We start from the raw sequence: 24,602 nt of genomic DNA, 5'->3' as shown, positions 1-24,602 counted from the left end.
CAAAAGCCTAGAGCGGCCCCTAGGCTTTGTTACTGTCTTAGAATGGATACCAAAAAAGCTCTGTTTCCAAATAACGTTTCACGATTGCGAGTAAGACGATCAACACCACTGCGACTAGACATAGCTTGTCTGAGCTTTGCAGGGGTCTAGCGCTATACCAGCTACGCGCTTTATGTCGACCAAACCCTCGTAACGTCATTGCATTCGAAATCTGATCGGCGCGGTCAAGGCTTGAAAAAATCAACGGTCCGAGGATTTTTGCGACATTCTGCATACGCTGGAAAAGAGGTGTGCTTTTAGATATATCGAGTCCGCGAGCCTGCTGAGCATGCATGATGTTGACGAAATCATTTTTCACTTCTGGTAAGTATCGCAGGGTCAAACTCACCGCATAGGCAATCTTATATGGCACACCAATTCTGTTTAAGCTGGCAGCAAACTCGGTTGGATGGGTAGTAAAAACAAACACCAAAGCAATCGGGAACATACTGAAGTACTTGAGTGTTACTGTGACTAAATAAAACAATGTCTCTTGGGTAAGCGAGTAACCACCGGGTAGGGCGAACAAAACGTTATGGCTGCCGATGAACTCTGAGCCTTGCTGTGGAGCAAGCAAAAACATAAACAGGGCGTTAAGGAGTAGAACACTCGCCGTTCCGATCAATAAAGGTTTATACACCTTAAAAGGCACTTGAGTGAGTTTAAGCAGATAAAGACCAGCTAAAATCAACACACTGATCATGCGCAGATCAAAGGTAGTAAGCACAACCGTGACCCAAGCCATGAATAGAGCAAACTTGGTGATTCCGTTTAATGCGTGCAGCGGAGACTTGGTATCGACATAGCTAATGCCAAACTTCATTTTAGAGGCATTCATGCGACATTCTTCTCTTGTTGGATAAAGTACTGCATAAAGGCGTTTTTGTTTTCCACCTCTAAACTTTCGGCCAAATCGTAAAGGCTGGTGGTAGTCAGGTTAGCCTTATCCAATAGCTCTGGTTGGGTAAACACATCGGTCATTGGAGCATCCGCCACGAGCTTGCTGTCTGAAATGACAATCGAACGGTGGGTATACTCCAGTACTAAATGCATATCATGAGAAATGATGATGACGGTAATACCCAATCTTTGGTTGAGCTTGCCGATGAAATCCAACATCGAGGTGTAGTTTCGGTAATCTTGACCCGCCGTAGGCTCATCCAGTATCAATAATTGCGGTTCTAACGCGAGAATTGAAGCAATCGTAACTCGCTTTTTCTGCCCGTAGCTGAGAGCTTCGATTGGCCAGTTTCTGTACTTGCTTAGACCACATAACTCTAGAGTATCAAGAACTTTCTTTTCTATTTCTTGCTCTGTTAAGCCTTGGTTACGCAGACCAAATGCCACTTCGTCAAAAATCATATGATGAGAGATCATATGATTCGGGTTTTGCATCACGACACCCATCTTCTGACTGCGTTCGAAAATGGATAACGTGGCAATGTCTTGGCCTTGAAAAGAGATAGAGCCTGAGTCTGGACTCAGTACGCCCATGATGAGTTTAGTAATGGTTGACTTACCTGAGCCATTCTTACCTAAAATAGAAACGAACTCACCTTGCTTGATATCAAATGAGACATCTTCAAGCGCATTTTTTTCGCCGTCGTAAGAATAGGTTAACCCCTTAATGGACAGCAGAGTGTCGCTGTTCAAATTTGTGTTGATAGGGTGAGCTTGCCACTGAGCAAATAAGGGTTTGTACGATTCAACGGGCATCGCGCTGAGGGAGGCACAATGGTTTGCATCCACTGGGCATTGAGCCGCTTTAAGCGCAGATAAATACAGAGGCTCACGAATGCCATGATTGTTCAATAGAGAAGATGAGAGGATTTCGTTTGGTGACATATCGGCGACGATTTCACCTTGCTCCATCAAGATCACTCGGTCAACGTGACGATGCAACACATCTTCAAGGCGATGCTCGATGATGATGATGGTTTTGCCTGTCTCTTGATGCAGTTGATCAATGATCTCGATTGTCTTGCGCCCCGTTTTAGGGTCAAGAGCGGCGAGAGGCTCATCAAACAGTAAGGTATCTACGTCGTCAACTAAAATGCCCGCTAAAGATACTCTTTGTTTTTGACCACCAGACAAATCATGCGGTGAGCGGTCAAGCATATGTTCTAGCTCAACCATTTTTGCAGTGGACTGGACCAGCGGGTACATGTCAAGGTTTGAAGCAAGCTGGTTTTCCAGTGCAAAGGCTATGTCTTCGCCCACACTGAGCCCAACAAACTGGCTGTCAGTATCTTGTAATACGGTGCCAATCTGCTCGGTGTAATGGTGTAGGTCTAGCTCTGAGATACTTTGACTGTTTAGAGTTAATTGCCCTGAAATTTCGCCTTTGATAGCGTGAGGAATCAGCCCGTTTAAGCATTGACCAAGGGTAGATTTACCACTACCACTTGGCCCGATAATGACGATTTTCTCTCCTTTCTCTATCCTTAGATTGATATGTTTTAGTGTCGGTTTATCCAGTGACTCATATCTAAAAGAGAAATCAGAAAATTCAATTGTCATTGATGATTAAGCCTCAGTCAGATTGCGGCTTTGCTTATTGCGTTTCGCAACCGATTTAAGAATAAAGTAACCCACTACGGCAATGAGTACGGTGTTTCCTGCGGCGATGATTGAAAGCTGAGTGAACACTTTGGTGAAGGGCTCAGCGTAAAGAATCGTATCGAGGAAGGCTGAGCATCCATAACCGATGATATTGCCAAACAATGCGAGCACGACAAAAAGTGAAAAGTCTTTTAAATTAAAGTGACCTTCAGCTAGGCGATTTTGGGTTAACGTTGGGAAGAAACCTAGCACAAGACCGACGATACCTGAGCCTAGTACCCATGTTAGCCAAACGCCCCATCCTGCGAAAAGGTCGGTGACCCAGTGACCAATAAACCCAACTAAAAAGCCAACAACAGGCCCAAAAAGGACAGAAAAAAGTGCTAGGACTGCCATGGCTGGTTTAAGTGTAGTGTTAGCAAAAACAGGGATGCCGAACATTGGTAAACCACCAATGCCATATAACGCAGCACCAATTGCAATAACAACAACGGTTTTAGCCGTAAGATTCATAGATAACCCTTCGTCGAAATCTTTAAAGAACTTAGTTCACAAGCGGTTATTTTGATTAAGTTTTATACGCTTGTAACGGTGAGGCGCCGATTATACCCCCTAAGCGATGGCTTGGAAAGATAACGGGCTAGACGTCTGGATACCTTGTGTGCAAATGGAAAGGTACAATTTAAGAGGTGGACAGACATCACCCAAATGGAGAGCAAATCCCACGTTGGGTGATGTCATTTTGCTTAGGTCAAGAGGCTCTAGTGGTCGAGATAGAGATAGTTCTGCCAGCTTTTCATACGAATCAGTACTTTGCGCATAATCGAAACATGAGTGAACTGATCAGAATAAACGGCCACTTCTACTGCGGTACCTAAAGGGAGGTGATACGGAGAAAGGTCATCAGTGATTCTTAGCTTCGCGAACACTCTGCCACTGGTTCTTAGCGCCTCGGTGCCTAACAGAGTGCCTCTAGCTTGAAACTGGCTTTCACCAATTGCAGGCAGAATCTCTACTACTTCGCCTTTAAACACCTTACCCGGTAGTGCTCTAAACAAAAATTCCGCTTCAAAGCCCGGCTGTAAACGTTGTAGAGAGTTTTGCCTAAATGCAGCGGTATAGAAAATCTCTTCGGTATGAACAAAGGTCATAACGGGAGCGAGTGGAAGCGGAACTGCCATCACACCGGGTCTCAGAGCCAGTTGGGTAGCAAAGCCGTCTGTTGGCGCTCTCACTATGGTTTGCTCTAAATTGAATTCCGCTTGGCGCAGCTCTTCGATAAGACGGGCAACGGTTGTGTTTTCGCCGCCTATTTCTGAATCGAGTGCCAATTGGGCTTGTTCGACTTTCGCGTTCGCGACATTAACCGAAGATTCCGCGGCCTTGTAGGCTTGACGTCGAGTGTCGAGTTGCTGCTCAGTAAACGCCCCTTTATCGAACCCACGCTGATAGCGGTCAAACTCGCGCTTCGCTTTGTCTCGCTCTGCAATGGCCTTGTTCTTGGCCGCAATGGCTTCTTGAAGGGAAGAGTCGAGCCCCAGAGCCCCTTGGCTAGCCTCTTTTATCTGCGCCTTCTTCTTCGCTACCTCGGCTTCATAAGGGAGGGGGTCTATTGTGAATAACACTTCGCCTTGCTTGAGCGGTTTATTCGCCTCGACAGGAACATCGATGACTCGTCCTCGTACACCAGAGACAATAGGAGTCGTGGAATAAACTTGATTACCAATTTGGGTAAAAGGGTGATTGTAGTTCATCAATAAAATGAGCGTACCGATAAGTACTACTCCCCCAAGTACCGCTGTGGGTACGGTCCATTTATTGAGCGGAATATTGAAAACTTTGAAGATGGTAATGCACAGCGCCGCATAGGTTAGAATGAGTAATAAATCCATTATTGCTCCTCCTCATTGCGGTTAAACTGAGGTTGTATCGTTGAAGACGAAAAGCTTTGCTGTTTGAGCTCGGTGACTTCTTGTTGCAACTGACTGACTTGGTCAATGAGCTCATCCACACGATGATGAATATCGTGCTGCTCCTCTTCAAGTCGCTTGAATCCCCAACCTCTTTCTTTGCGCCATAAAGTGGCCCATATCCAAAGAAATGGCCAAATGGCATGTAAGGTGAAAAGACTGACCCAACCTGCATAATGAATGGCATCTTGATGTGGATGCTCGCGATCTCGGGCGATCTCATAAGGAATATCGTGAATCACGATAATGCCGTAGAAAATAACCAGCGCAACGAAGATCAAAAGACCTAATGCGAAATAGTCTAGAAACATACTAACAATCCTTGGTCATAGTATTTAAAAATAGTGAGCTGCTCTAATCAGTATAGAAATAAAATCAAACAATTAGGCGTTTGTTGCTTGATCTGGTTAGCAATAATGACATGGTTAGAGCATCAGAGATGAGATTGGTAGTTACGCAGGGGGGATAAAGTTAAAACGCCTATAATTGAACATCATAGGCGTAGACAGAGAGGATAGGCTATTCAGTACAGACTTGGTTACGTCCATTGGCTTTGGCGCGATAAAGTGCTTTATCTGCTCGATAGAAGGTTCTTTGGGTATTCTCGCCTTCACGGTGAAGCGTAATACCGATACTAACAGTTAGCCCACGTTCACCCAGGATACTTTGCCAACCGAAATTGAAAATGCGTTCACGATAGTTTTCGGCGTGCATTTCAGCTTGTTCTAAGGTCGCGCGCTCTAAAATGACCAAGAATTCCTCACCACCAAAACGTACACATGAAGCACCACGAAACTTGAAGTAAGCGGACAGCTCATGAGAGACATTCACAATCGCTTTATCGCCGACTAAATGGCTGAGTTCATCGTTAATCGATTTGAAGTGGTCAATGTCTACTACCATCAAAGCAAAAGGCACGTCATGGAGCAGCAGGTCTTTGAGCTTAACATCTAACCAACGACGGTTATGCAGTGAGGTAAGAGGATCGGTAAACACGTCTTGCTGAAGCTGAGCCACGGTATGTTTTTGGCTCTCAGTGGTCTCTTTCAGCTCTCTATTTTCTTGTTCTGAAAGAATCAGTTTTAATTGCAGCTCAAAGCGCGATAAGCGGCGTAATTGGCTAGCTCCTAGCTCTCCAATTGGAATCTTTTTCATCAGATCGCTTTCGATGCGATAAGCGCTTTTTTGATATTCTAATGCGCCCTTAAAATCGTCTTTTTGTTCACATATCTCAGCTAATGAGTTGCACAACTTAAGGTTTAGAATAGGAGAGGCATAGAGTTTGATTCGACGCCTTGCTGATTCTAGCACCCAGTTGGCGATATGAGGTTTATCCTGCTCACTAAGACAGGCGGCTAGCTCTAGGCGAATCATATTAGAGAGCCAAGTAGAGTGTATGTTACCAGCCGAGTATTGGACATTGCCTAGTGACTGCATGGCTAAGTCGAGTTGTTTGTTTTGCCTGAAGAGCTTTGCTTGGTAGAGCAATATCTGCCCAGAAAGAACTTTGTCACTGACCAAAATACTTAGCTCTTCACACTCTTTAATCAGGTCATTCGCTGCTGTCGTTCGTTTGAGCTCTATGTAACAAGAGAGCATATAGAGCTTATAGCGTAGGCGTAATGAGCGACTGCTAATCGCGTGGTCAATACTGTCTATTTTCTGATAGTACCTGAGTGCGCGGTTGTGATCCCCATAGGCATCGCAAAGATTCCCCATACCAAGAACTGCAAGGACATAAGCATCAATATAACCGCTATCTACCGCAATGGTTGACGAGCTAATATACTCATTTAAGGCGCCGTGAAAGTCGCCGTTTTCGACTAACCTATCTGCGAGGCCATTCCTCACTTCCAGTATTAGTTCCGCGTCTTCAGGCAGTGATAAGTAATCGAGTGCTTCTTTTAGTTCATCAATACTGGTTTGCAGTTGCTTTAACTCAACACGGTACTCTGCACTGATTATTAAGCACTGAGCGATTTCTTGAGGTGAAGTTGCCACGTGTTGACGTACATGATTCCAAAAAATGATCGCCTCTTCACCAGATACCGAAGAGGGATCTAAGCCAGAATCGGAAATTTTATTGAGTAAGGCTTCCATGCTGCTCTTCCTGTTGCTGGCTGTCTTCTAATTGCTCTAAGGTAAATGGGAATGTCAGGATATCTTGGAAAATCACTTTGGGCAGTGCATCACTCAATCCTTTTCTGTGCCAAGGGTAGATCTCAATCATTTTGGCTAATACATGGAAAACGTTGACGGCTTCATCGCCTTTATCAGCGAGTAAGATTCCTAACCGCTCGCTGCTGAGGCGAGACAGCATATCTTGCTTGTTACAGAGCGAGTGAGCTAGCTCTGTACACACATCTAGGTAATTGGAATCTTTATGTTGAATCACAATCACAGCATGATTCGAGCGCTTTAGCTCGGTCTTAAACAATACCAGTTGTTCCCACCAGTAGGTTTCTGACACCATCTGGCTAAGCTGCTTCTCAGGGTCAAACTCATGCTGACCACGAATACGATTGATAAGTTTACGTGCTCTTTGTTCAAGCTGGCGTTTAGAGGCTCTCGCTTTGTCGTTACTGACTCTTGCGGTTTGCTCCCTAAGCATATTGGTTGAGTGCTTACGGTATTTTTGGAAGGCTTCTAACGCAGTTTTGAAATCGCCAGACTCTTCTGCGACGCGAGATTGCTGAAAACAGATTTGTGAAAGTAACTCACCATTGTCAAATGTGACAGCTGACTGCTCCGCTTGAATGAGCAGTTCTGCTGCTTTTTGCGGGTTCTTACGCAGTAACTCGACTCGGGCACGGCTGATAAATGAATGTGCTTTCATCCACACAAGGTCATGTCGCATCGCCAGTTCATGGGCTTTACGAGTGGCTTCTTCTGCATCTTCGACGCGCTCTAAACCGAGTAGAGCGAGGCCTCTAAAGTCCCAAACTTCTGCCTGCCAAGTATTGTCGTGATGCTCTTTAAGCGCTTCGGCAGCACCATCTAGGACTGACAGCATTTCTACGTAATTGTTGAGTAGGTAGTGATCCCAAGCTAGTAGGATACGTGCTTTACCTTCCAGCCAGTTAATTCGAGCATTATTTGCTACGATGACGGCTAACTCGTGAGTGGTTTTGGCGAGATTATATTCGTGAGTAATTCGCCAGACATTCCCGAGACCAATCAAGGATTCGAGTTGAATTTCAACTTCGTCAACCAAAGCTGATTGCTCTAAGGCGTTGATCCAGTATTGCTGGGCAGAGTAGTATCGCGCTTGCCCCCAATAATGTAGGGCATGGATATGAAGAATTTCAGGGAGTAGATCGTCGGTGTCTAGGGCGTTAAGTTTACCGTGCGCCTCTTTGATGTACTTGAGCCCTTTGCGGTACTCCATAGTACACCATGCACAGCGAGACATGATAATAAGACACTGAATCTCCCCCTCAGGGTAGAGGATTTGCGCAGAACGCGCGGCACACTGCTCAGCGATTGCCCAAACTTTTTCGGGCTCCGATTCGACCTTGCTTTTTAGCTGATCTATTTCGACCTCTAGAAGTCGCTGGCTTTTATCCAATGAATCAATCCTTTAAGGCTATTACCGTAGGCACACAACATATTATAGGAATAGCCATGCGCTAAACTCTACTAAAAGTGCCAAAACACCGATCGATTAACGGTACTCGTCACAATACTGATAATTATGAAAGGAGCTCGCGCAGTGTCAAAGGTGATTGAGTCAATTCCAGATTCTGAGCGGCTGTCTTCCCCGTCTTATCTTGGTAGCACAAATTATGCCAAGCTCGGAAAATATCCAACATAGGCATTAGGCCGCCCGGGCGTAATTTGCGTCTAGGTTCGTTGACAAAACTCTCGAACAGGGTTTGAAAGCGCTGCTGATAAAACTGAGTGCGCCTGATGGATGCGCTGCGTAACCATTGTTTTGGTTGATTATTTTGACCAGCAAGGTAACAAATACCTTTCGATGAATCTTGATTTGACGCAATTGCCCAACGGTCTCGCCACCATCCCATATGGACGATATCCACTTTGTCGATAGCGTTGTTTTCACTCCAGCCTTTATCTTCTTCGACATACATAAGGTCGATATTTTGACGCAAAATGCGTGGCAGACAGACACTTAGCGCTGCAGAACGCAAAACAGGATCTTGCGGCAAATAGATCGACACTTGGCGATCATCTTGGCATAAATCGAGTACATGCAAAAAGTGCGCATACGAGGTGTAAGGCGGGCGAATTAAAGCTCCTTTAGATGGGTAGTTGAATACCGTGAGGTTCCCCATAGGGTCTTCAACATTTCCCCTCGCCAAGATGGTTTGATACTGCTGATCAATTCGCTCTCGCAACACCGGTGATGGGGTAGGCGCAGGCATGTTCGCTTCAGAAGAGTGCTCTTTTGAGACAAAACGCGCAGGGTATTGATACGGATCATGATCCACATCCCCGTTTGGCTCTTCTCCCGCTGAATAGTTAACGTGTTGGCAAAGTATGTAGCCACTATGAGCTTCGCCCGTTGCCATCCACAGCACGCCATTATTACTTTTAGGCTGCAAAGGAACATAGAAAGAAGCGAGCTCATAACTTGCGGCGTGATTCACCCAGCGGGCATCAAACATTGCGAGCTTACGTCGGCAGCGGCTCGCGATATGATCGAGGTGATCATAAAACGTCTTTGGATTAATTTCTAATTTACGGCAGATCTCGCGTACCGAGTAGCCCATAAAAAGCAAACCAAGGAGGTTTTCTTGGAATTGAAGTTTTTTGTTAGCCCCAGACCATTTGTCGACAAAGGTCGATTGGCAACATTTACAACGATAGCGTTGGCGATCGCCGCTATAACCAAAAGCATGGTAGAGGTGTTTGTGGGTATGAACAGATAAACCAAAATTATCGCAATCGTCGTTGCGACAAGCAGGAAGCCCGTCACTGTGGAGTTGACGAAGTCGATGAAGCTCATTGAGAACTTCTTGGTTATTAAGTAAGGGGGGGAAAGCGCCACATTCCCGACATACCATCGCAGGTCGCTTAGGGTTAGCATGCTGCACAACGTAACGATGTGCCTCACTCAATCCAAAGTTGTCACACGCCAATGTTTTACAAAAGTTGAGCTGTAACCCGTTCGCTTCCTTTGGCAGTTGGCCGGCTGTCACTATCTCCCCCTCGGGATTATTCGGGCCACCAAACTGAGTTTGGTGGCGAAAAGATTGGAATTAGATGTTAATTGCAGTTTCTAGTGCCACTTTCATCATGTCATTGAATGACTTTTGACGCTCTTCAGAGCTTAGTTTCTCACCACGGATGATGTGGTCAGATACTGTTAGGATAGTTAGCGCTTTTGCACCAAGGTCAGCTGCTACGCCGTAGATACCTGCTGCTTCCATGTCTACACCTAGGATGCCTAGTTTTTCCATCTTCTCAAAGATGTCTGCTTCAGGCGTGTAGAAAAGGTCTGCAGAGAATACATTGCCCACTTTTACTGGTACTTCTTGAGCGCGAGCTTGGTTAACAGCTTCTTCTAGAAGACCGAAGTCAGCAATCGCTGCGAAGTCGTGATCGTTAAAGCGAATGCGGTTTACTTTAGAGTCAGTTGACGCACCCATACCGATAACAACGTCCATCAGTTTAACGTCGTCGCGTACTGCACCACAGCTACCTACACGAATCACATTTTTTACACCATATTCAGCGATTAGTTCGTGAACATAGATGCAGCATGAAGGAATACCCATACCGTGGCCCATTACAGACACTTTCTTACCTTTGTAAGTACCTGTGTAGCCGAACATGTTGCGAACGTCACATACTTGCTTCACGTCATCGAGGAAAGTTTCCGCGATGTATTTAGCGCGTAGTGGGTCGCCTGGCATCAGTACTGTTTCAGCGAAATCACCTGGTTGTGCATTAATGTGTGGGGTTGCCATAGTTATTACTCCAAAAATTATTAGTAATTCGAACTGCTGATTACTAATTATGTTGATTTTGAAAAATCTGTTGAGGCAATACTAGCTATATCTGAGATTGCTCCATGAGAAGTATGTCACAAAAGGGGGGTGTTTGATGCTTTTATTGTCTATTGATAACTAAATCTGTTGAAAGTGGATGGGCAATCGATTTGTAAAAACGTTTGCTTCATTCAGTGAACTAAAAAGCCGTTACTCACGTAGCTTATTTATGAATTGTACAAAACATTTTTTTGTACAGGATATAAATATTGTGCTAAAACTTATACAGGAAATGTTTTTGTACAGCATGGCTAGGCAAAGGAGTTCATCATGAATCAGCAGCAGATAAAAATTGGTATCAGTTCTTGTGTTTTAGGTGAGCGTGTTCGATTTGACTCGGGGCATAAGATTAGCAAATTTGTCACTAAGGAGCTGACGCCTTACTTTGAGTTTGTTCCTGTGTGCCCTGAGGTGGGCTCTGGAATGCCTGTACCAAGGCCAACCATACGATTGATGTCTAATGAAGATAGAATTGCCTTGGTGGAAACTAAAGATCCAACCAAAGAGCATACGCAGGCTGTCGTTGATTACTCAAAGAGCAAAGTAGTAGAGCTTGAGCGCGAACAGCTATGTGGTTATATCGTCTGTGCTAAATCGCCAACGTGTGGGATGGAGCGAGTCAAAGTCTACAAAAAGAACAGCGCGGAGAATGTTGGGGTCGGTTTGTACACCAATGAATTGATGAAAGCCATGCCTTGGTTGCCCGTTGAAGAAGATGGTCGGCTTAACGATCCGGTTTTGAAAGAGAACTTCATTACTCGCATTTATACACTTAAAGATTTTTACGATTCTATCGGTGATGAGCCGACGCGTGGGAAAATCGTTGCGTTTCACTCACGCTATAAATTGACCTTAATGGCACATCATCCAACCTCTTACAAAGAACTGGGTAAACTGGTTGCGAATGTCAAAGATTACGACATCGAAGAGTTCTATAAACTGTATCGACAAGGTTTGATGGCGGCGATGACTCATAGAGCGAGTAGAAAAAACAATACTAACGTGCTGATGCATTTACAAGGTTACTTTAAACGAGATCTAAGTCGCTCTCAGAAGAAAGAGCTGGTGCAAGTAATAGAGGATTATCGAGTTGGGCTGTTACCTTTGCTTGCGCCATTAACATTAATTAAGCACTATTTAGCCGCCCATCCAGACAGTTATCTGGAAGACCAAGCTTTTCTGCAACCTCACCCACAGGAGTTACGTTTAAGATATGGGTTATGAGAAAAAATTGTACGCGATTCGTGAGATTTCTGAGATTACCGGGGTAAAACCGGTAACCTTACGCGCATGGCAGAGACGTTATAGTTTAGTGCAACCTCAAAGGACTGAAAAAGGCCATCGCTTGTATACCGACGAACACATCGCCTTAATCGGAGAGATCCAAGGGTGGCTCAGCAAAGGGGTTCCGATTGGTAAAGTGAAAGATGTACTTGAGTCCAATGAGCCCAATAAAGGTGAAGAGTACCTTGCGAGTGAACAATTGGACGAAGTGAGCGCTTTCTTACAAGCGTTATCTGAGCTGAACAAAGGGAAAGCGGATTCAATAGTCGCTACGGTGTTTAAAGAATACCCACTGGATGTTGTGCAAAAGCAGTTTGTTAAGCCAGCAGAGAAAGCATTATCTGTGGTCAAAATTGGTCTGCGAGCGCTACAAAAAGGCTTAATGGAGTCTATCTTCGTCGCTCGGCTTAATGCGATTATTGAGTCAGAGAACAAAGCTGCCAAATCTGGCAAATGCCTGTTTATTAATTACGATAGCGTTAACATCCATGCGCGCCTTTGGGCGCTACATTTATCTGAGTCGGGTAAGAGCTTAGTGATTATAGATGGGGTTGAAGACTTGTCGGGTCTGGTTGAGCATGAAGGACTGAGTGCGTACGCTGCCATTTCCATTTACAGCGCGCGACCTCTTACCGCAGGGCAAACTGCCACTGTTGAAAAGATAAAATCATCCTTCCCTGGAGAGGTTTTACTTTCAGACTTAATTGAAACCTAAGGCCTTAAAATGAAGCTAGTCTGGTTGCGCCGAGATTTACGAGTCGAAGACAATACCGCTTTGAACTGCGCGTGTTCGAGCGGAGAGCCTGTGGTTGCTCTCTATATTGCAACACCACAAACCTGGCAGGAGCACGCCCTTGCTCCCATTCAAGCCGACTTAATCTATCGCCGACTGTTGGCACTGCAAAGCGATCTGAGTAAGAAAAACATCTCCCTCTATTATGCTCAAACTGAATCTTTTAAAGATGCCGCGAGATTGGTAGCTGAAGTTGCCGTGAAAGAAGGTGCGAGCGGCGTTTATCTCAACAAAGAGTATGAACTCAATGAACGCTGCAGAGACGAGTTACTGTCCGAGCTTCTCGCAACTGAGGGTATAGAGTGCAAAAGCTTTGATGATAAATGCATTCTCAAGCCCGGTAGCGTGGTTAACAAGCAAGGTGATTACTTTAAGGTATTTACACCGTTTAAACGCGCCTACTTGGCAGCGATGTATCGTCAACCAGTCGCTGTCACAAAGATAACTCCCCTACAGAGAAAAGGTAAGCTGACATCAAATGGTGTGGCAGAGTTTTCGAGTCAGTGTGATTTTGACTACCCAAGAGAATCGAGTGAAAGATACGCTGTAGAGACTGAACAGATAATCCAAGCGTTAAGAAAATTCGATAGTGACAAGGTTACTAGTTATCACTCCCATCGTGATTTTCCTGCGATTGATGGCACAAGCACTCTTTCACCTTATTTAGCTATTGGAGCACTCTCGGTCAGACAATGCATGGCACGTGTCATGTACCAGCAATCCCTTCCTTTAAGTGGAGGGCGTGAGGTTTGGCAAAGTGAATTGATTTGGCGTGAGTTTTATCAGCATTTAGCTTACTTTGAACCAAAATTGTCGCAAGGTAAGAGCTTTACTTCATGGGGAGACAATTTAGTCTGGCTCAATCCCACTGCTGCTATCGATGCGTGGAAGAAGGGTTTAACAGGTTATCCGATTGTAGACGCTGCAATGCGCCAGCTTAACCAAACAGGTTGGATGCATAACCGCTTGAGAATGATAGTGGCGAGCTTTCTAGTTAAGGATCTTCACGTAGATTGGCGTGTTGGTGAACACTATTTTATGTCCAAACTCATTGATGGCGATTACGCTGCCAATAATGGTGGTTGGCAGTGGTGTGCATCGACAGGTTGTGATGGGCAACCCTATTTTCGTATTTTTAATCCTACGACGCAGGGAGAGCGCTTTGACCCAGATGGCGCTTTTATTCGGCGTTGGATTCCAGAGCTGTTGAGCGTGCCAGACAAGTACATCCATCAACCCCATAAGTGGGGCAATGCTAAAGATTTGCCATATCCAGAACCGATAGTTGATCATAAGACCGAAAGAGAGATAACCTTAAGCCTCTATAAAGAAGCCAAGGAAGTTTAAATGGTGCGTAAGTTTCTCGCATTCTTGTATTGTGTCAGCTCACCTCTTTTTGCTGCGACGTATGAGTTACCAGTTGAAGGCAGTAGTATTGTTGGGCGAACTCAGTACCACCAGGTACAAGAAGGGGAGACACTCGCCAATATTGCTAAGCAATATGATGTCGGCTTTTTGTCTTTGATGGCTGCCAATAAAGGTGTCGATCCATTTTTACCTAAAGCGGACTATGTGTTAACGATTCCGACTCAAATCATCTTACCGAATGTTGATCGCGAAGGGATCGTGATTAACCTAGCGGAACTTCGACTTTACTATTTCGAGCCTGAGTCTAACCAAGTGCATATATTCCCAGTTGGGATCGGGCGAGTAGGGCGTGACACACCTGAAATGGAAACCTCTATCAGCCAAAAACGTCCAAATCCGACTTGGACTCCTCCTGCTTCGATTCGTAAAGACTATTTAGCAAAAGGGATTGAGTTGCCCGCTGTCGTGCCTGCTGGACCAGAAAACCCTCTGGGTGAGTACGCACTTCGATTAGCTCATGGTGCAGGTGATTATCTTATTCACGGGACTAACAAAGATTTCGGCATTGGCCTTCGAGTAAGCTCGGGTTGTATTCGCATGGAGCCAAAGGATATCGAGTGGCTTTTCCCTCAAGTTAAGCTGGGTGAAAAAGTGACCGTGATTAACGAGCCTATTAAGGTAGCGCTTGAACCAGATCGTAGTGTGTTCCTAGAAGCACACGAGCCGTTAACTCGTAGTGATGGCGTAAAAAAAGCGCTAGAGGTACCACAAGAGCTTAGCTGGTGGTTAGACGAATTCGACCAATCGGATGTGAAAGCGAGAGCTGTAATATTGGCTCAAAATGGTGTACCAGTCGAAATCGTCGCTCCGACATCGATAAATTGAAGGAAAAAGAAATTACTTAGTGTAATGCGTAGCCCTTTCGTGAATTCCGTAATATCAATGCTTCTCAAACCATATCAGTGGCTTAGAAAGGTGCGCTTTTTCCAATATTGTTCAATAACTACCAGTGTCAGTAAATTCTATCGCCATCTTTGCTAAATGTAATTGATAATCTGCTTTGTCGTATGGTTTGCGAACAACTCGGAATCAACTTTAAAGCAATCACCAATACTGATCTAAGATTTATGTAAAATGTCTCTTCAGTTGGTGTCATTAATAACGAGTTAACTCAGCTTGATTTAGTCTGGGGAATTAAACTGTCGTGAGCAAAACGTGTCATTATCTATGGACAAACAGAAATGGTCGCTGTTAAACCCTTATTCGCGCAGGCTTTCGAATTAAGCCGAGTGGCGGTTCAGTGTTCTGGTTAGGACGAATGGCGCGAAGCGCGGTGTAAAAAGATGAAGTACCTTTTTAGGAAAGAAAACAATGAACCATTTTATATGGCGGATTTGTTCTGGAAGGTGAAACTAAGCTTGTCACCCTCACAGCTAACCTTAAGGAATAGTTCAATGAATGTCATCAACGTATTATGCTATGGTTGATTCTAGATGATTCCGTTATGACTTGGGTGACTAGGAAGGCTGAAGAAGTATTACCATTGCTTAGCCTTGAGTAACCAGGATAACTAATAGGAAGCGCGGATTAAATTAACTATGGGAATTTTGGTCGATTAACATAGGCTATCACGTTGCTGAGATTGAGAAGATAAGTTTAAGGAAAGCTACATATTCAGCAACCTTCCTCTATATTTAAAAACTAACTTTGAGTTATCAGATGTCTACACTTCGGAAGCTGTGAAATTAGTTCGTCCTGTATTCATGGAGGGACGTAACGGTAGTATTTAAATCGAAAGTTAAACATAAATCTTTCTGATGGGTCGGTCTAGTAGTCCAGTTTTGTTTCTCAAAGCACTTAGTTAAAAAGTACTTAACTCTTCAACAGAAAAAGTTTTTTTGTGCATAAAATCAACATGGTCTCCATTAGATACCAATCTTTCCCCAACTTCTATGTAGTCTTTATTAATTTTCGGTACTTCTCTGTCAGGATGGAAAAAATAGTCCATATGCATCATAGGCATATTTTTAGGCGTGATATGCATTACGAAAGAGCGCCGAGTGCGATTCGTATCATGGTGAGGAAGGCCACCATGCAGAGTTGCTGGATTCCATATAATCATATCGCCTTTATTCACGTTACACACCACTTTTCTAAGGCCGGCTTGAGTAGCAAGAGCTAATATCTCGTCATTGTAGGCGTTGAATAACTCTGTACAAGATGGAGGAACATCTTCATTTGGGTAAAATTTATTCTTTAACTTCTCTAAGTCTGCTTCTGGTAGTTTGTGACTGCCTTCAATAGCAACCAATGCGCCATTTTCTTCATCAACATCATCTAGAGCAACCCAAACACCCATGTACCCGTTGTCCGTTCCCGAGTAAAAATATGGAGTATCACGATGTAAAGGCTGTTGTGAACCAAGCTCAAAAAATAAAGAAGTGTGAAGAGTTGCCTGACCGTGCATGTCACACACTAAACTTCCGGAGTCCATGGCTTCACAAAATACTTTCTGAAGTGGTTTTATAGAACGGTGTAGATTTATAGCTCTTTGAAGCATCCCGTTAGGCAAAAGATTATGTTGTTTCAATAGTGGTTTATTTTTATTTAGAAATGAGTCAATGGAGTAGTTGCACATGTCAACTAAGGATTGGTCTATCGCTTTTGGAATAATGCAGAATCCATTATTTTTAAAATCGGTCAAATATTGGGAATGGTTGTTGTTAACAATTTGTTTTTTACAGTCAAGCATGATGTATAGCTCTATGTTGATGATTTGCTAAAGTATACTTTATCCTTTTGGTTCATTTAACCTAATACGTGTTACGTTGAATGTTGAATAGATCACATAACACAACAGTATTTAGCGATAATGATGTCCGGAGTCTCCGAGATATAAGCCAATATGACCTTGTACTGACAATTTTATAGCATAGCGCAAAGAGAACAAGCCCAAATGCGCTCAACTAAAGTTGGAGAGCTATTTTAATCTGCCACCATGTGTTGATTTCTAGTGCTTAAGTCACACCACGTTATCAACCATTTAGATCAAAGTTCGTTGGCGAAACAAAGCTTGTTTCGATTGGATTAAATTTCATTCCATCTTATATGCTTACATAGGCAAAAACAAAAGTGGCGACACAAAAATGTGTCGCCACTTTCATCGCCATTTGACTTGTTGTGGTCAGTTAAGTTATTGATAATTAACGACTAGCATCAAAACTTTGACTTACTTAGTGTAAGACTGAGCAATGTTGTCGATACGTTCGTTTGCACGTGCCGCTTCTTCTTGTGCTGCCATCGCAGAGTCACCAGACTTACGTACTTCAGATTGTAGCGCTTGAACATCTTGGCTCAGTTGGCTTACTTGATTGCTTAGCTCATCCATTTTCGCCGTTGTCGCTTCGTCTGGACCAGACGCACAACCCGCTAGTAGAAGAACAGAAGATGCTGCAGCTGCGATCAACATTTTGTTCATGAGAGAACTCCTTGCATAAATAAGTATCAATAATGTGCCCTATACCTTTTTATCGTATAGTGACGTCAATCAGTGTAGCCCTAATTCTACGCTTGCTAAAGCCAGCAAAAGTCAAAAAAACCCAAGAATTTAAGTAATTATCAAATTAGTTGAGCTACGTCTCATTGGTGAGAGCAATAGATGTAAGAGACATAGAGCTGACATTTAGAGTAAAAGTAAGGGCAAAAGAATATTTTCTGTGATCTCTATCCTCTTAGAGTGAATCCAGTTATCATAGCCTGTTTTTAGAATAATTCGTGTTGTACGAAGCCATTTGAGCTGTGGTGACAACGCTGTGTAACCAATTGGAGAATACTTTGCACTTTAAAGATTTAGGTTTAGACAATCGCTTACTAAAGAACTTGAAGCACTTTGACTTTAAGAAGGCGACAGAAATTCAACAGCGCGCGATACCTGTCGCGATTGCTGGTAAAGATCTGTTGGCGTCTTCAAAGACAGGTTCTGGTAAGACACTAGCTTTTGTATTGCCTATGCTGCACAAGTCGCTAAAAAACAAAGCATTCTCTGCAAAAGACCCGCGCGCAGTGATTCTTGCTCCTACCCGTGAACTTGCAAAGCAAGTGTATGGTGAGTTGCGTTCGATGTTAGGTGGATTGTCTTATGACGCGACCCTAATTGTTGGTGGTGAAAACTTTAACGATCAGGTTAAAGCGCTACGTCGTTACCCTAAGTTTATTGTCGCTACACCTGGACGTTTAGCTGATCACCTTGAGCATCGCTCTCTATTTCTAGATGGCCTCGAAACTCTTGTGCTTGATGAAGCTGACCGTATGCTCGATCTAGGTTTTGCACCTGAACTGCGCCGTATTCACAACGCTGCTAAACACCGCCGCCGTCAAACGTTGATGTTCTCTGCAACGTTAGACCATGCTGAAGTTAACGATATTGCAATGGAGATGCTAGATGCTCCAAAACGTATTGCAATTGGCGCGGCTACAGAAAAGCACACTGACATTACTCAGAAGTTCTACCTGTGTGATCATCTTGATCATAAAGAAGCAATCTTAGAGCGCATTCTAGAAGAAGCAGAATACAAACAGCTGATTATCTTTACTGCGACGCGTGTCGATACAGAACGTTTAACAGAAAAGCTTAACGAGAAGAAACTTAAAGCAATCGCGCTTAGCGGTAGCTTAAACCAGACTCAACGCAATACCATCATGAGTCAGTTTGAGCGTGCTGTGTTCAAAATACTGGTCACAACAGATGTTGCTTCTCGTGGGCTAGATATCGCTAACGTTACCCATGTCGTTAACTTCGACATGCCAAAGCACACTGAAGAATATGTTCACCGTGTAGGTCGTACAGGCCGTGCTGGTAATAAAGGTGACGCCGTTTCTCTGGTAGGCCCTAAAGACTGGGATAGTTTTAAGCGTGTAGAGGCTTATTTACAACAAGACTTAAACTTCTCTGAGCTTGAAGGGTTAAAAGGCAAGTTTAAAGGCTTGAAGCCACGTAAACCTGATTTCCGTAACAAGGGCAAAGCGACTAAGAATGCCAAGCCGCAAGCGAAAAAATCAACTAAGAAACCAGTCAAGCGTGACAAGAGCTTCCACCAGAATGTGGCAGTGGGTGATAGCGTGTTTATTCCTAAGAAGAAAACGCCGCCTAAACCTGATAGCGAATAATCAGAGTTAATCTAACAAAGCCATTTGCTTCTGCCAAATGGCTTTTTTGTATCAAGAGTTTGGTTGAAGCAGCGCAAAATCAACGGACAAAAAAAGGAGCCAAATTTGGCTCCTTTTTTAATGCTTGCTAGCAGAGGTGATTAATCTTCGCGGTTACCACGACCATGGCCACGTTCGCCACGGTAGTTACCACGGTGATCTCCACCACGGTTACGGTCAAAGCGACGCTCGCCATCACGACGACCACCTTCGCGATTACCACGACCGCCTTCACGGTTGCCACGGTAGCCACCTTCGCGGTTTCCGTCACGGTTACCACGGTAGCCGCCTTCGCGGTTGCCATCACGATTACCACGGTAACCGCCACCATCGCGACGTCCACCGTCACGGCGACCGCCATCACGACGACCACGAGGCTCGCGGAAATCATCAAAGTCACACACTACTGCGCCAACTTCTTTCTGACGAATGCGTAGTTTACGTAGCTTGTTAGCTGTCTCAGAAGACATTGCTTTTGGTAGCTGAACGTAAGTTTCGCCTTGAGCTAGTTTAATCGCACCGATTGAACCTTTAACTAGGCCAAGTTCGTTTGCCAATGCGCCAACGATGTCTTTAACCTGAACGCCTTGCTCACGACCAACTTGCAGCTGGTATGTATCCCAGTCTTGGTTGTTGAAGTTGCGGTCACGACCACGACCATCACGGCCGCCTTCACGACGCTCTTTACGACGCTGCTTGTCACGCTCAATCGCTTCAATCATTGGGTCTTCGCCAATGTAGAATAGTGGGCGCTTACCTTGCTGACGCTTAAGAAGAATAGCAGCCAGTGTTGCCGCGTCTAGCTCTAGAGATTCTTGTAGTTTTTCAACTAGCTCAGAGAACTTCTCTAGTGCTTTGTGTTCTTTATCTGCTTCAAGCTCTGCACCAAGTTTTGCTACGCGAGCTTCTGCAACTTTGTCGCGGTGTGGAAGTTGAATCTCTTCCATTGATGACTTAGTTACACGCTCAATAGTGCGAAGCATACGTAGTTGGTTAGTGCGAACTAGAAGGATCGCTTTACCTTTACGTCCAGCACGACCTGTACGGCCGATACGGTGGATGTAAGACTCAACATCGAATGGGATGTCGTAGTTGAATACGTGCGTGATACGTGGAACGTCAAGACCACGTGCTACAACGTCAGTAGCAACTAGAATGTCGATAACACCTTGTTTGATGTGATCAACAGTACGCTCACGTAGAGACTGAGGAATGTCACCGTGCAGTGCAGAAGCTTTGAAGCCACGTGCACATAGCCAATCCGCTAGGCGCTCAGTGTCTTGACGAGTACGTACGAATACGATTGACGCGTCAGTCTCTTCAGTTTCTAGAAGACGAGACATTGCTTCGTCTTTTTCTACACCTTTAACAACCCAGAACTGCTGCTCTACTTTGTCTACAGTGTGGTTTTTACCTGCAACGTCTACTGTCTCTGGATCACGTAGGAAACGCTCAACAATGCTCTTAAGCATTGGAGGCATAGTCGCAGAGAATAGAACACGTTGTGCTGATTCAGGCGCGTGCTCCATGATTTCAGTTACGTCATCAACGAAGCCCATGTTTAGCATCTCATCCGCTTCATCAAGAACGAATGTGTGTACTTCGTCTAGGTGTAGACGATCACGGTTGATAAGGTCTTGAACACGGCCCGGAGTACCAACAACGATGTGAGCACCGTTTTTCAGAGCGCGCATTTGATCAACAATCGATGCACCACCGTAGATCTCAAGAACTTTAAGACCAGCGATGTTTTGACCTAAGTTCTTAACTTCAGCCGCTACTTGGATCGCTAGTTCACGAGTTGGAGCAAGTACGATTGCTTGAGGCTTACGCTGTGCAAGGTCTAGCTTGTTTAGAAGAGGTAGAGAGAAAGCTGCAGTTTTACCAGTACCAGTTTGAGCTTTACCTAGTGCGTCTTTACCAGCCAATAGGTGCGGGATAGCAGCAGCCTGAATTGGAGTTGGTGAAACAAAACCCATACCATCAAGAGCTGAAAGGATAGAGTCGTTAAGCGCTAGATCGCTAAACTGAATTACAGAATCTGTCATTGGGATCCTACTATATAATGTCAACAAAAGGTCCCACGAGCTCTACCAATTCCAATACCAATCCAGTTGAGAGCTGATTCCGTTCAGATGCGGAAAAGTCGTAAATCGCATCAAGCCACTAGGGACGTAAGAGATATTGGTGTTATTTACTGTCTGTTCATCTAAAAATTCTATGAACAGAAGGGGGCCACCAATATGAGGGGGCGGATTATTCCCTAAAAGCACAAAAAAAGCTAGAAAAAATTGAATTTCATCACAATTTTTTCCTGATATGAGAATTTTTGTGTAGTTCTTGTTCATCTAGATGCATTGGGTGCGAAATTTATGCACAAATCTAGGGGATTGCTAACTGATTGAATTGTTCGTTAAACACCAGATTGTCATGCTTCTACGCTAGCAGGGGCAAGGGCTCGGTGATATAGTGGGCGCAATTTTTCGGTTACTTACTCGGTAAAACAAGATAGATGTTTCAAGATAACCCTTTACTGGCTCAACTTAAGCAGCAAATCCAAGAAACCCTGCCTAAAAAAGAAGGCACAATCAAAGCGACAGAGAAAGGCTTTGGTTTCCTTGAAGTGGATAGTAAGACAAGTTTCTTTATCCCACCTCCGTACATGAAAAAATGTATGCACGGCGACAAGGTAAAAGCGATCATTCGTACAGAGAAAGATCGCGAGCAAGCTGAACCAGAAGAGCTACTTGAACAAGGGCTTAACCGTTTTATTGGCAGAGTTAAACTATTCAAAGGCAAGCTGAACGTTACACCAGACCATCCTCAACTTAAAAAGTTATCTTTAAAAGCTAAGACACGTAAAGGCATCAAGAGTGATGATCTTAAAGAGGGTGATTGGGTGGTTGCACACCTTATTCGTCATCCACTTAAGGGTGATAATGGCTTCTTTGTCGAAATCAGCGACAAAATTACTGATGCAGACGACAAGATAGCACCTTGGTGGGTAACCTTGGCGCAAAATGATCTGCCAAATAGCGAACCAGCAGGATTAGATAGCTGGGAGCTAAAAGACGACGCTGATCTTGAACGCATCGATATGACACACGTTCCGTTTGTGACCATTGATGGCGAGTCAACCAAAGATATGGATGACGCGCTGCATGCTAAAAAGACAGAATCTGGTGATTTTGAACTGACGATTGCGATTGCCGATCCGACTGCCTACATCACACCTGATTGTGATATGGACAAAGTGGCGCGCGAGCGTGGTTTTACCATCTATCTACCGGGTAGAAATATTCCAATGCTTCCACGTGACCTCGCCGATGACTTATGTTCATTGATTGAGGGTGAAGCACGCCCAGCTTTATGTTGTAGTGTGACGGTGACGAAAGAGGGTGTTATCGGTGATGACATTAAGTTCTTCGCTGCCAACATTAAATCTCATGCTCGCTTGGCTTACGACCATGTTTCCGATTGGATTGAAAATGGCAGTTCAGATGCTTGGCAACCAAGTGAAGAAATCGCAGAGATCGTTCGTGACCTGTATGATTTTTCACGTGCTCGTGCTGAGTGGCGTGAAACTCATGCGGTCGTTTTCCCTGACCGTCCAGACTACCGATTTGAACTGAGTGAAGATAACGATGTTGTCGCTATTCATGCAGACATGCGTCGTAGCGCTAACCGCCTAGTAGAAGAGGCGATGATTACAGCAAACATTTGTGCAGGCAAAACGCTGCAATCAAGCTTTAATTCGGGTGTGTTTAACACTCACGCAGGTTTCAAACCGGAAAAGATCGAAGATGTCGTCAATCTGGTAAACCCAGAAGGTGAACTGCCGTTTACCGCTGAATCCATCGCGACTCTAGAAGGGTTTGCGGCGCTGCGTCGTTGGTTGGGAAGCCAAGAAACGTCTTACCTAGATAACCGCATCCGCAAGGCTCAAGCTTACAGCGAAATTGGTAACCAGCCTCTACCGCATTATGCAATGGGTCTTGACCTATACGCGACGTGGACATCACCAATTCGTAAATATGGCGATATGATCAACCACCGTATGCTTAAAGCGCACATCTTAGGCAAAGAACCAGTGCAGACTGCCGATGATAGTGTCGGTGAAGAATTAGCGATTCATCGCAAGCACCACAAGATTGCTGAGCGCAATGTTGGTGATTGGTTGTATGCTCGCACCCTTGCAGATGAACCTGCTAAAGAGACCAAGTTCAACGGTGAGATTTTTGATATCAACCGTGCTGGTATGCGTATCCGTTTGATTGAAAATGGCGCTGCGGCATTTATCCCAGGCTCACTCATCTTAGCCAACAAAGAGCGCCTTGAGTGCAATGGTGAAAATGGTACGGTTTCAATCGACAAAGAAGTGACTTACCGCTTAGGCGATGTGCTAGAGGTGGTTCTGACTGACGTAAATCAGGAGAACCGCAGCCTAGTCGCCAAGCCGACACAAATCTTTGAAGAAGTGAAGACAGCGACAGAAGCTGAAACCTCAGCAGAGTAACGAATCAACTCATTAGAGTTACCCCAAAAGGCGCTATTACAGCGCCTTTTTTGTTGCGCCAACTAGAGGTGCGTTATCTGTTTTGAAAATACTTTCTTGATTAGCATTTGTGCTGTGATTACAAAGTGCCGACAATTCTATACATTTCGCATAAAGACGCTTATTGGATATTCCTATAGCTTGTAACCGATTTTATTCATTAGGGAATATTAGGTAAGAATGATGAAAAAGGTTGTTTTACTTGCAGCGCTTGTCGCGCTACCGACATTTGCAGCTCAGAAAGTTGATGGTTTTTATATTGGTGCGGGTATCGGTGATACGAGCTACGACGATGATGGATTTGGCAAAAGTGTTACTGATGGCGCGACTTCGACTGAAACAGATGGAGCATCATTCAAGCTGATTGGTGGCTATCAGTTTAACAAGATCGCTGCGATTGAAGCTCAGTACACAAAGTACGGCACGGCAAACACCAAATTGTCTAACACTAAGGCGCTGACGATGGACAGTGAGTCTCTTATGGTGGCAGCCAATTTAGGTTATACCTTTGACAACGGCCTTAGACCTTACGGGGTAATTGGCGCAGGTATTGTTAGCTGGGATGTGGGAAATGCGGGGGCGACAGCCTATTTGAACAACAAATCTTCAAGTACGTTTGCTGTACGCGCAGGACTCGGCCTTGAGTATGCACCTGCAATGTTTGATGGTTGGGCGGTTAGAGCAGGCTATGAAGTCGATGCGTTTGCTGCTGAGGTTGAAGATTCGTTAACCAAGAAAACCACGGAACATACCCTGGGGATGGGTTCTTTCTACATTGGTTCGACTTACAAGTTTTAGAACAATAGTGATAG

The 24,602-nt window shown here is 44.5% G+C and carries 19 protein-coding genes; 7 read left to right on the top strand and 12 right to left on the bottom strand.

What is annotated here, in order from left to right:
- Positions 1 to 37 precede the first annotated feature (37 nt).
- The 9 genes from LYZ37_RS21350 to deoD all read right to left on the bottom strand — a co-directional run bounded on the left by LYZ37_RS21350 (position 38) and on the right by deoD (position 10,504).
- A complete protein-coding gene (locus tag LYZ37_RS21350) occupies positions 38 to 877 on the bottom strand; it encodes an energy-coupling factor transporter transmembrane component T family protein (RefSeq protein ID WP_272787521.1) in 840 nt (279 codons plus the stop codon).
- Positions 874 to 2,559, bottom strand: a complete 1,686-nt coding sequence (locus LYZ37_RS21345; protein ID WP_272787520.1) for an ABC transporter ATP-binding protein — start codon at positions 2,557 to 2,559, stop codon at positions 874 to 876. The genes LYZ37_RS21350 and LYZ37_RS21345 overlap by 4 nt, the downstream gene beginning before the upstream one ends.
- Positions 2,560 to 2,565: 6 nt before the next feature.
- Positions 2,566 to 3,114 (bottom strand): ECF-type riboflavin transporter substrate-binding protein, encoded by a 549-nt coding sequence (locus LYZ37_RS21340; protein ID WP_004744568.1) that lies wholly within the window; start codon positions 3,112 to 3,114, stop codon positions 2,566 to 2,568.
- Between the two features lie 248 nt (positions 3,115 to 3,362).
- Positions 3,363 to 4,493: an HlyD family secretion protein gene (locus LYZ37_RS21335; protein WP_272787519.1), complete on the bottom strand. Its 1,131-nt coding sequence runs from the start codon at positions 4,491 to 4,493 to the stop codon at positions 3,363 to 3,365.
- Complete coding sequence (locus LYZ37_RS21330) at positions 4,493 to 4,882, bottom strand: DUF3302 domain-containing protein (protein WP_272787518.1); 390 nt, start codon at positions 4,880 to 4,882, stop codon at positions 4,493 to 4,495. Before LYZ37_RS21330 ends, LYZ37_RS21335 begins: the two co-directional genes overlap by 1 nt.
- A gap of 208 nt (positions 4,883 to 5,090) precedes the next feature.
- The gene (locus LYZ37_RS21325; protein WP_272787517.1) at positions 5,091 to 6,671 is read right to left on the bottom strand and encodes a GGDEF domain-containing protein; all 1,581 of its coding nucleotides are present in this window, start codon (positions 6,669 to 6,671) and stop codon (positions 5,091 to 5,093) included.
- Positions 6,652 to 8,139, bottom strand: a complete 1,488-nt coding sequence (locus LYZ37_RS21320; protein ID WP_272787516.1) for a hypothetical protein — start codon at positions 8,137 to 8,139, stop codon at positions 6,652 to 6,654. The genes LYZ37_RS21325 and LYZ37_RS21320 overlap by 20 nt, the downstream gene beginning before the upstream one ends.
- Positions 8,140 to 8,263: 124 nt before the next feature.
- Positions 8,264 to 9,733: a lactate dehydrogenase gene (locus LYZ37_RS21315; RefSeq protein WP_272787515.1), complete on the bottom strand. Its 1,470-nt coding sequence runs from the start codon at positions 9,731 to 9,733 to the stop codon at positions 8,264 to 8,266.
- Between the two features lie 60 nt (positions 9,734 to 9,793).
- Entirely contained in the window at positions 9,794 to 10,504 is a 711-nt protein-coding gene (gene deoD, locus LYZ37_RS21310) for a purine-nucleoside phosphorylase (protein ID WP_004744574.1), read from the bottom strand.
- 351 nt (positions 10,505 to 10,855) lie between these two features.
- On the opposite strand from deoD, the gene LYZ37_RS21305 reads away from it, so the two are divergent.
- From LYZ37_RS21305 to LYZ37_RS21290, 4 genes are read left to right on the top strand one after another with little or no spacing between them, the layout of a single operon-like run.
- Positions 10,856 to 11,809 carry a YbgA family protein gene (locus tag LYZ37_RS21305; protein WP_272787514.1) on the top strand — a complete coding sequence of 318 codons (954 nt, stop codon included), beginning with the start codon at positions 10,856 to 10,858 and terminating at the stop codon, positions 11,807 to 11,809.
- Positions 11,799 to 12,584 carry a MerR family transcriptional regulator gene (locus tag LYZ37_RS21300; protein WP_272787513.1) on the top strand — a complete coding sequence of 262 codons (786 nt, stop codon included), beginning with the start codon at positions 11,799 to 11,801 and terminating at the stop codon, positions 12,582 to 12,584. The genes LYZ37_RS21305 and LYZ37_RS21300 overlap by 11 nt, the downstream gene beginning before the upstream one ends.
- A gap of 9 nt (positions 12,585 to 12,593) precedes the next feature.
- Positions 12,594 to 14,009: a deoxyribodipyrimidine photo-lyase gene (gene phrB, locus LYZ37_RS21295; protein WP_272787512.1), complete on the top strand. Its 1,416-nt coding sequence runs from the start codon at positions 12,594 to 12,596 to the stop codon at positions 14,007 to 14,009.
- Complete coding sequence (locus LYZ37_RS21290; protein WP_272787511.1) at positions 14,010 to 14,915, top strand: L,D-transpeptidase family protein; 906 nt, start codon at positions 14,010 to 14,012, stop codon at positions 14,913 to 14,915.
- Positions 14,916 to 15,891: 976 nt separating this feature from the next.
- On the opposite strand, the gene LYZ37_RS21285 is transcribed toward LYZ37_RS21290, so the two are convergent.
- A complete protein-coding gene (locus LYZ37_RS21285) occupies positions 15,892 to 16,782 on the bottom strand; it encodes a phytanoyl-CoA dioxygenase family protein (RefSeq protein WP_272787510.1) in 891 nt (296 codons plus the stop codon).
- A 477-nt stretch (positions 16,783 to 17,259) separates the two neighbouring features.
- Complete coding sequence (locus LYZ37_RS21280; protein ID WP_004744579.1) at positions 17,260 to 17,508, bottom strand: Lpp/OprI family alanine-zipper lipoprotein; 249 nt, start codon at positions 17,506 to 17,508, stop codon at positions 17,260 to 17,262.
- Between the two features lie 344 nt (positions 17,509 to 17,852).
- On the opposite strand from LYZ37_RS21280, the gene LYZ37_RS21275 reads away from it, so the two are divergent.
- The gene (locus LYZ37_RS21275) at positions 17,853 to 19,196 is read left to right on the top strand and encodes a DEAD/DEAH box helicase (RefSeq protein WP_272788401.1); all 1,344 of its coding nucleotides are present in this window, start codon (positions 17,853 to 17,855) and stop codon (positions 19,194 to 19,196) included.
- Positions 19,197 to 19,336: 140 nt separating this feature from the next.
- Here LYZ37_RS21275 and LYZ37_RS21270 read toward each other — a convergent pair whose 3' ends face one another.
- The gene (locus LYZ37_RS21270; protein WP_004744581.1) at positions 19,337 to 21,283 is read right to left on the bottom strand and encodes a DEAD/DEAH box helicase; all 1,947 of its coding nucleotides are present in this window, start codon (positions 21,281 to 21,283) and stop codon (positions 19,337 to 19,339) included.
- Between the two features lie 464 nt (positions 21,284 to 21,747).
- Here LYZ37_RS21270 and rnb point away from each other — a divergent pair, with 464 nt between their 5' ends.
- A complete protein-coding gene (gene rnb, locus LYZ37_RS21265; protein WP_272787509.1) occupies positions 21,748 to 23,751 on the top strand; it encodes an exoribonuclease II in 2,004 nt (667 codons plus the stop codon).
- Positions 23,752 to 23,973: 222 nt separating this feature from the next.
- Positions 23,974 to 24,588 (top strand): porin family protein, encoded by a 615-nt coding sequence (locus LYZ37_RS21260; protein WP_272787508.1) that lies wholly within the window; start codon positions 23,974 to 23,976, stop codon positions 24,586 to 24,588.
- Positions 24,589 to 24,602 lie beyond the last annotated feature (14 nt).

The organism is Vibrio tubiashii (assembly GCF_028551255.1).
Lineage (GTDB): Bacteria > Pseudomonadota > Gammaproteobacteria > Enterobacterales > Vibrionaceae > Vibrio > Vibrio tubiashii_B.
Note: the sequence above shows the minus strand (reverse complement) of the source record. Positions and strands in the feature narration are given on the sequence as shown.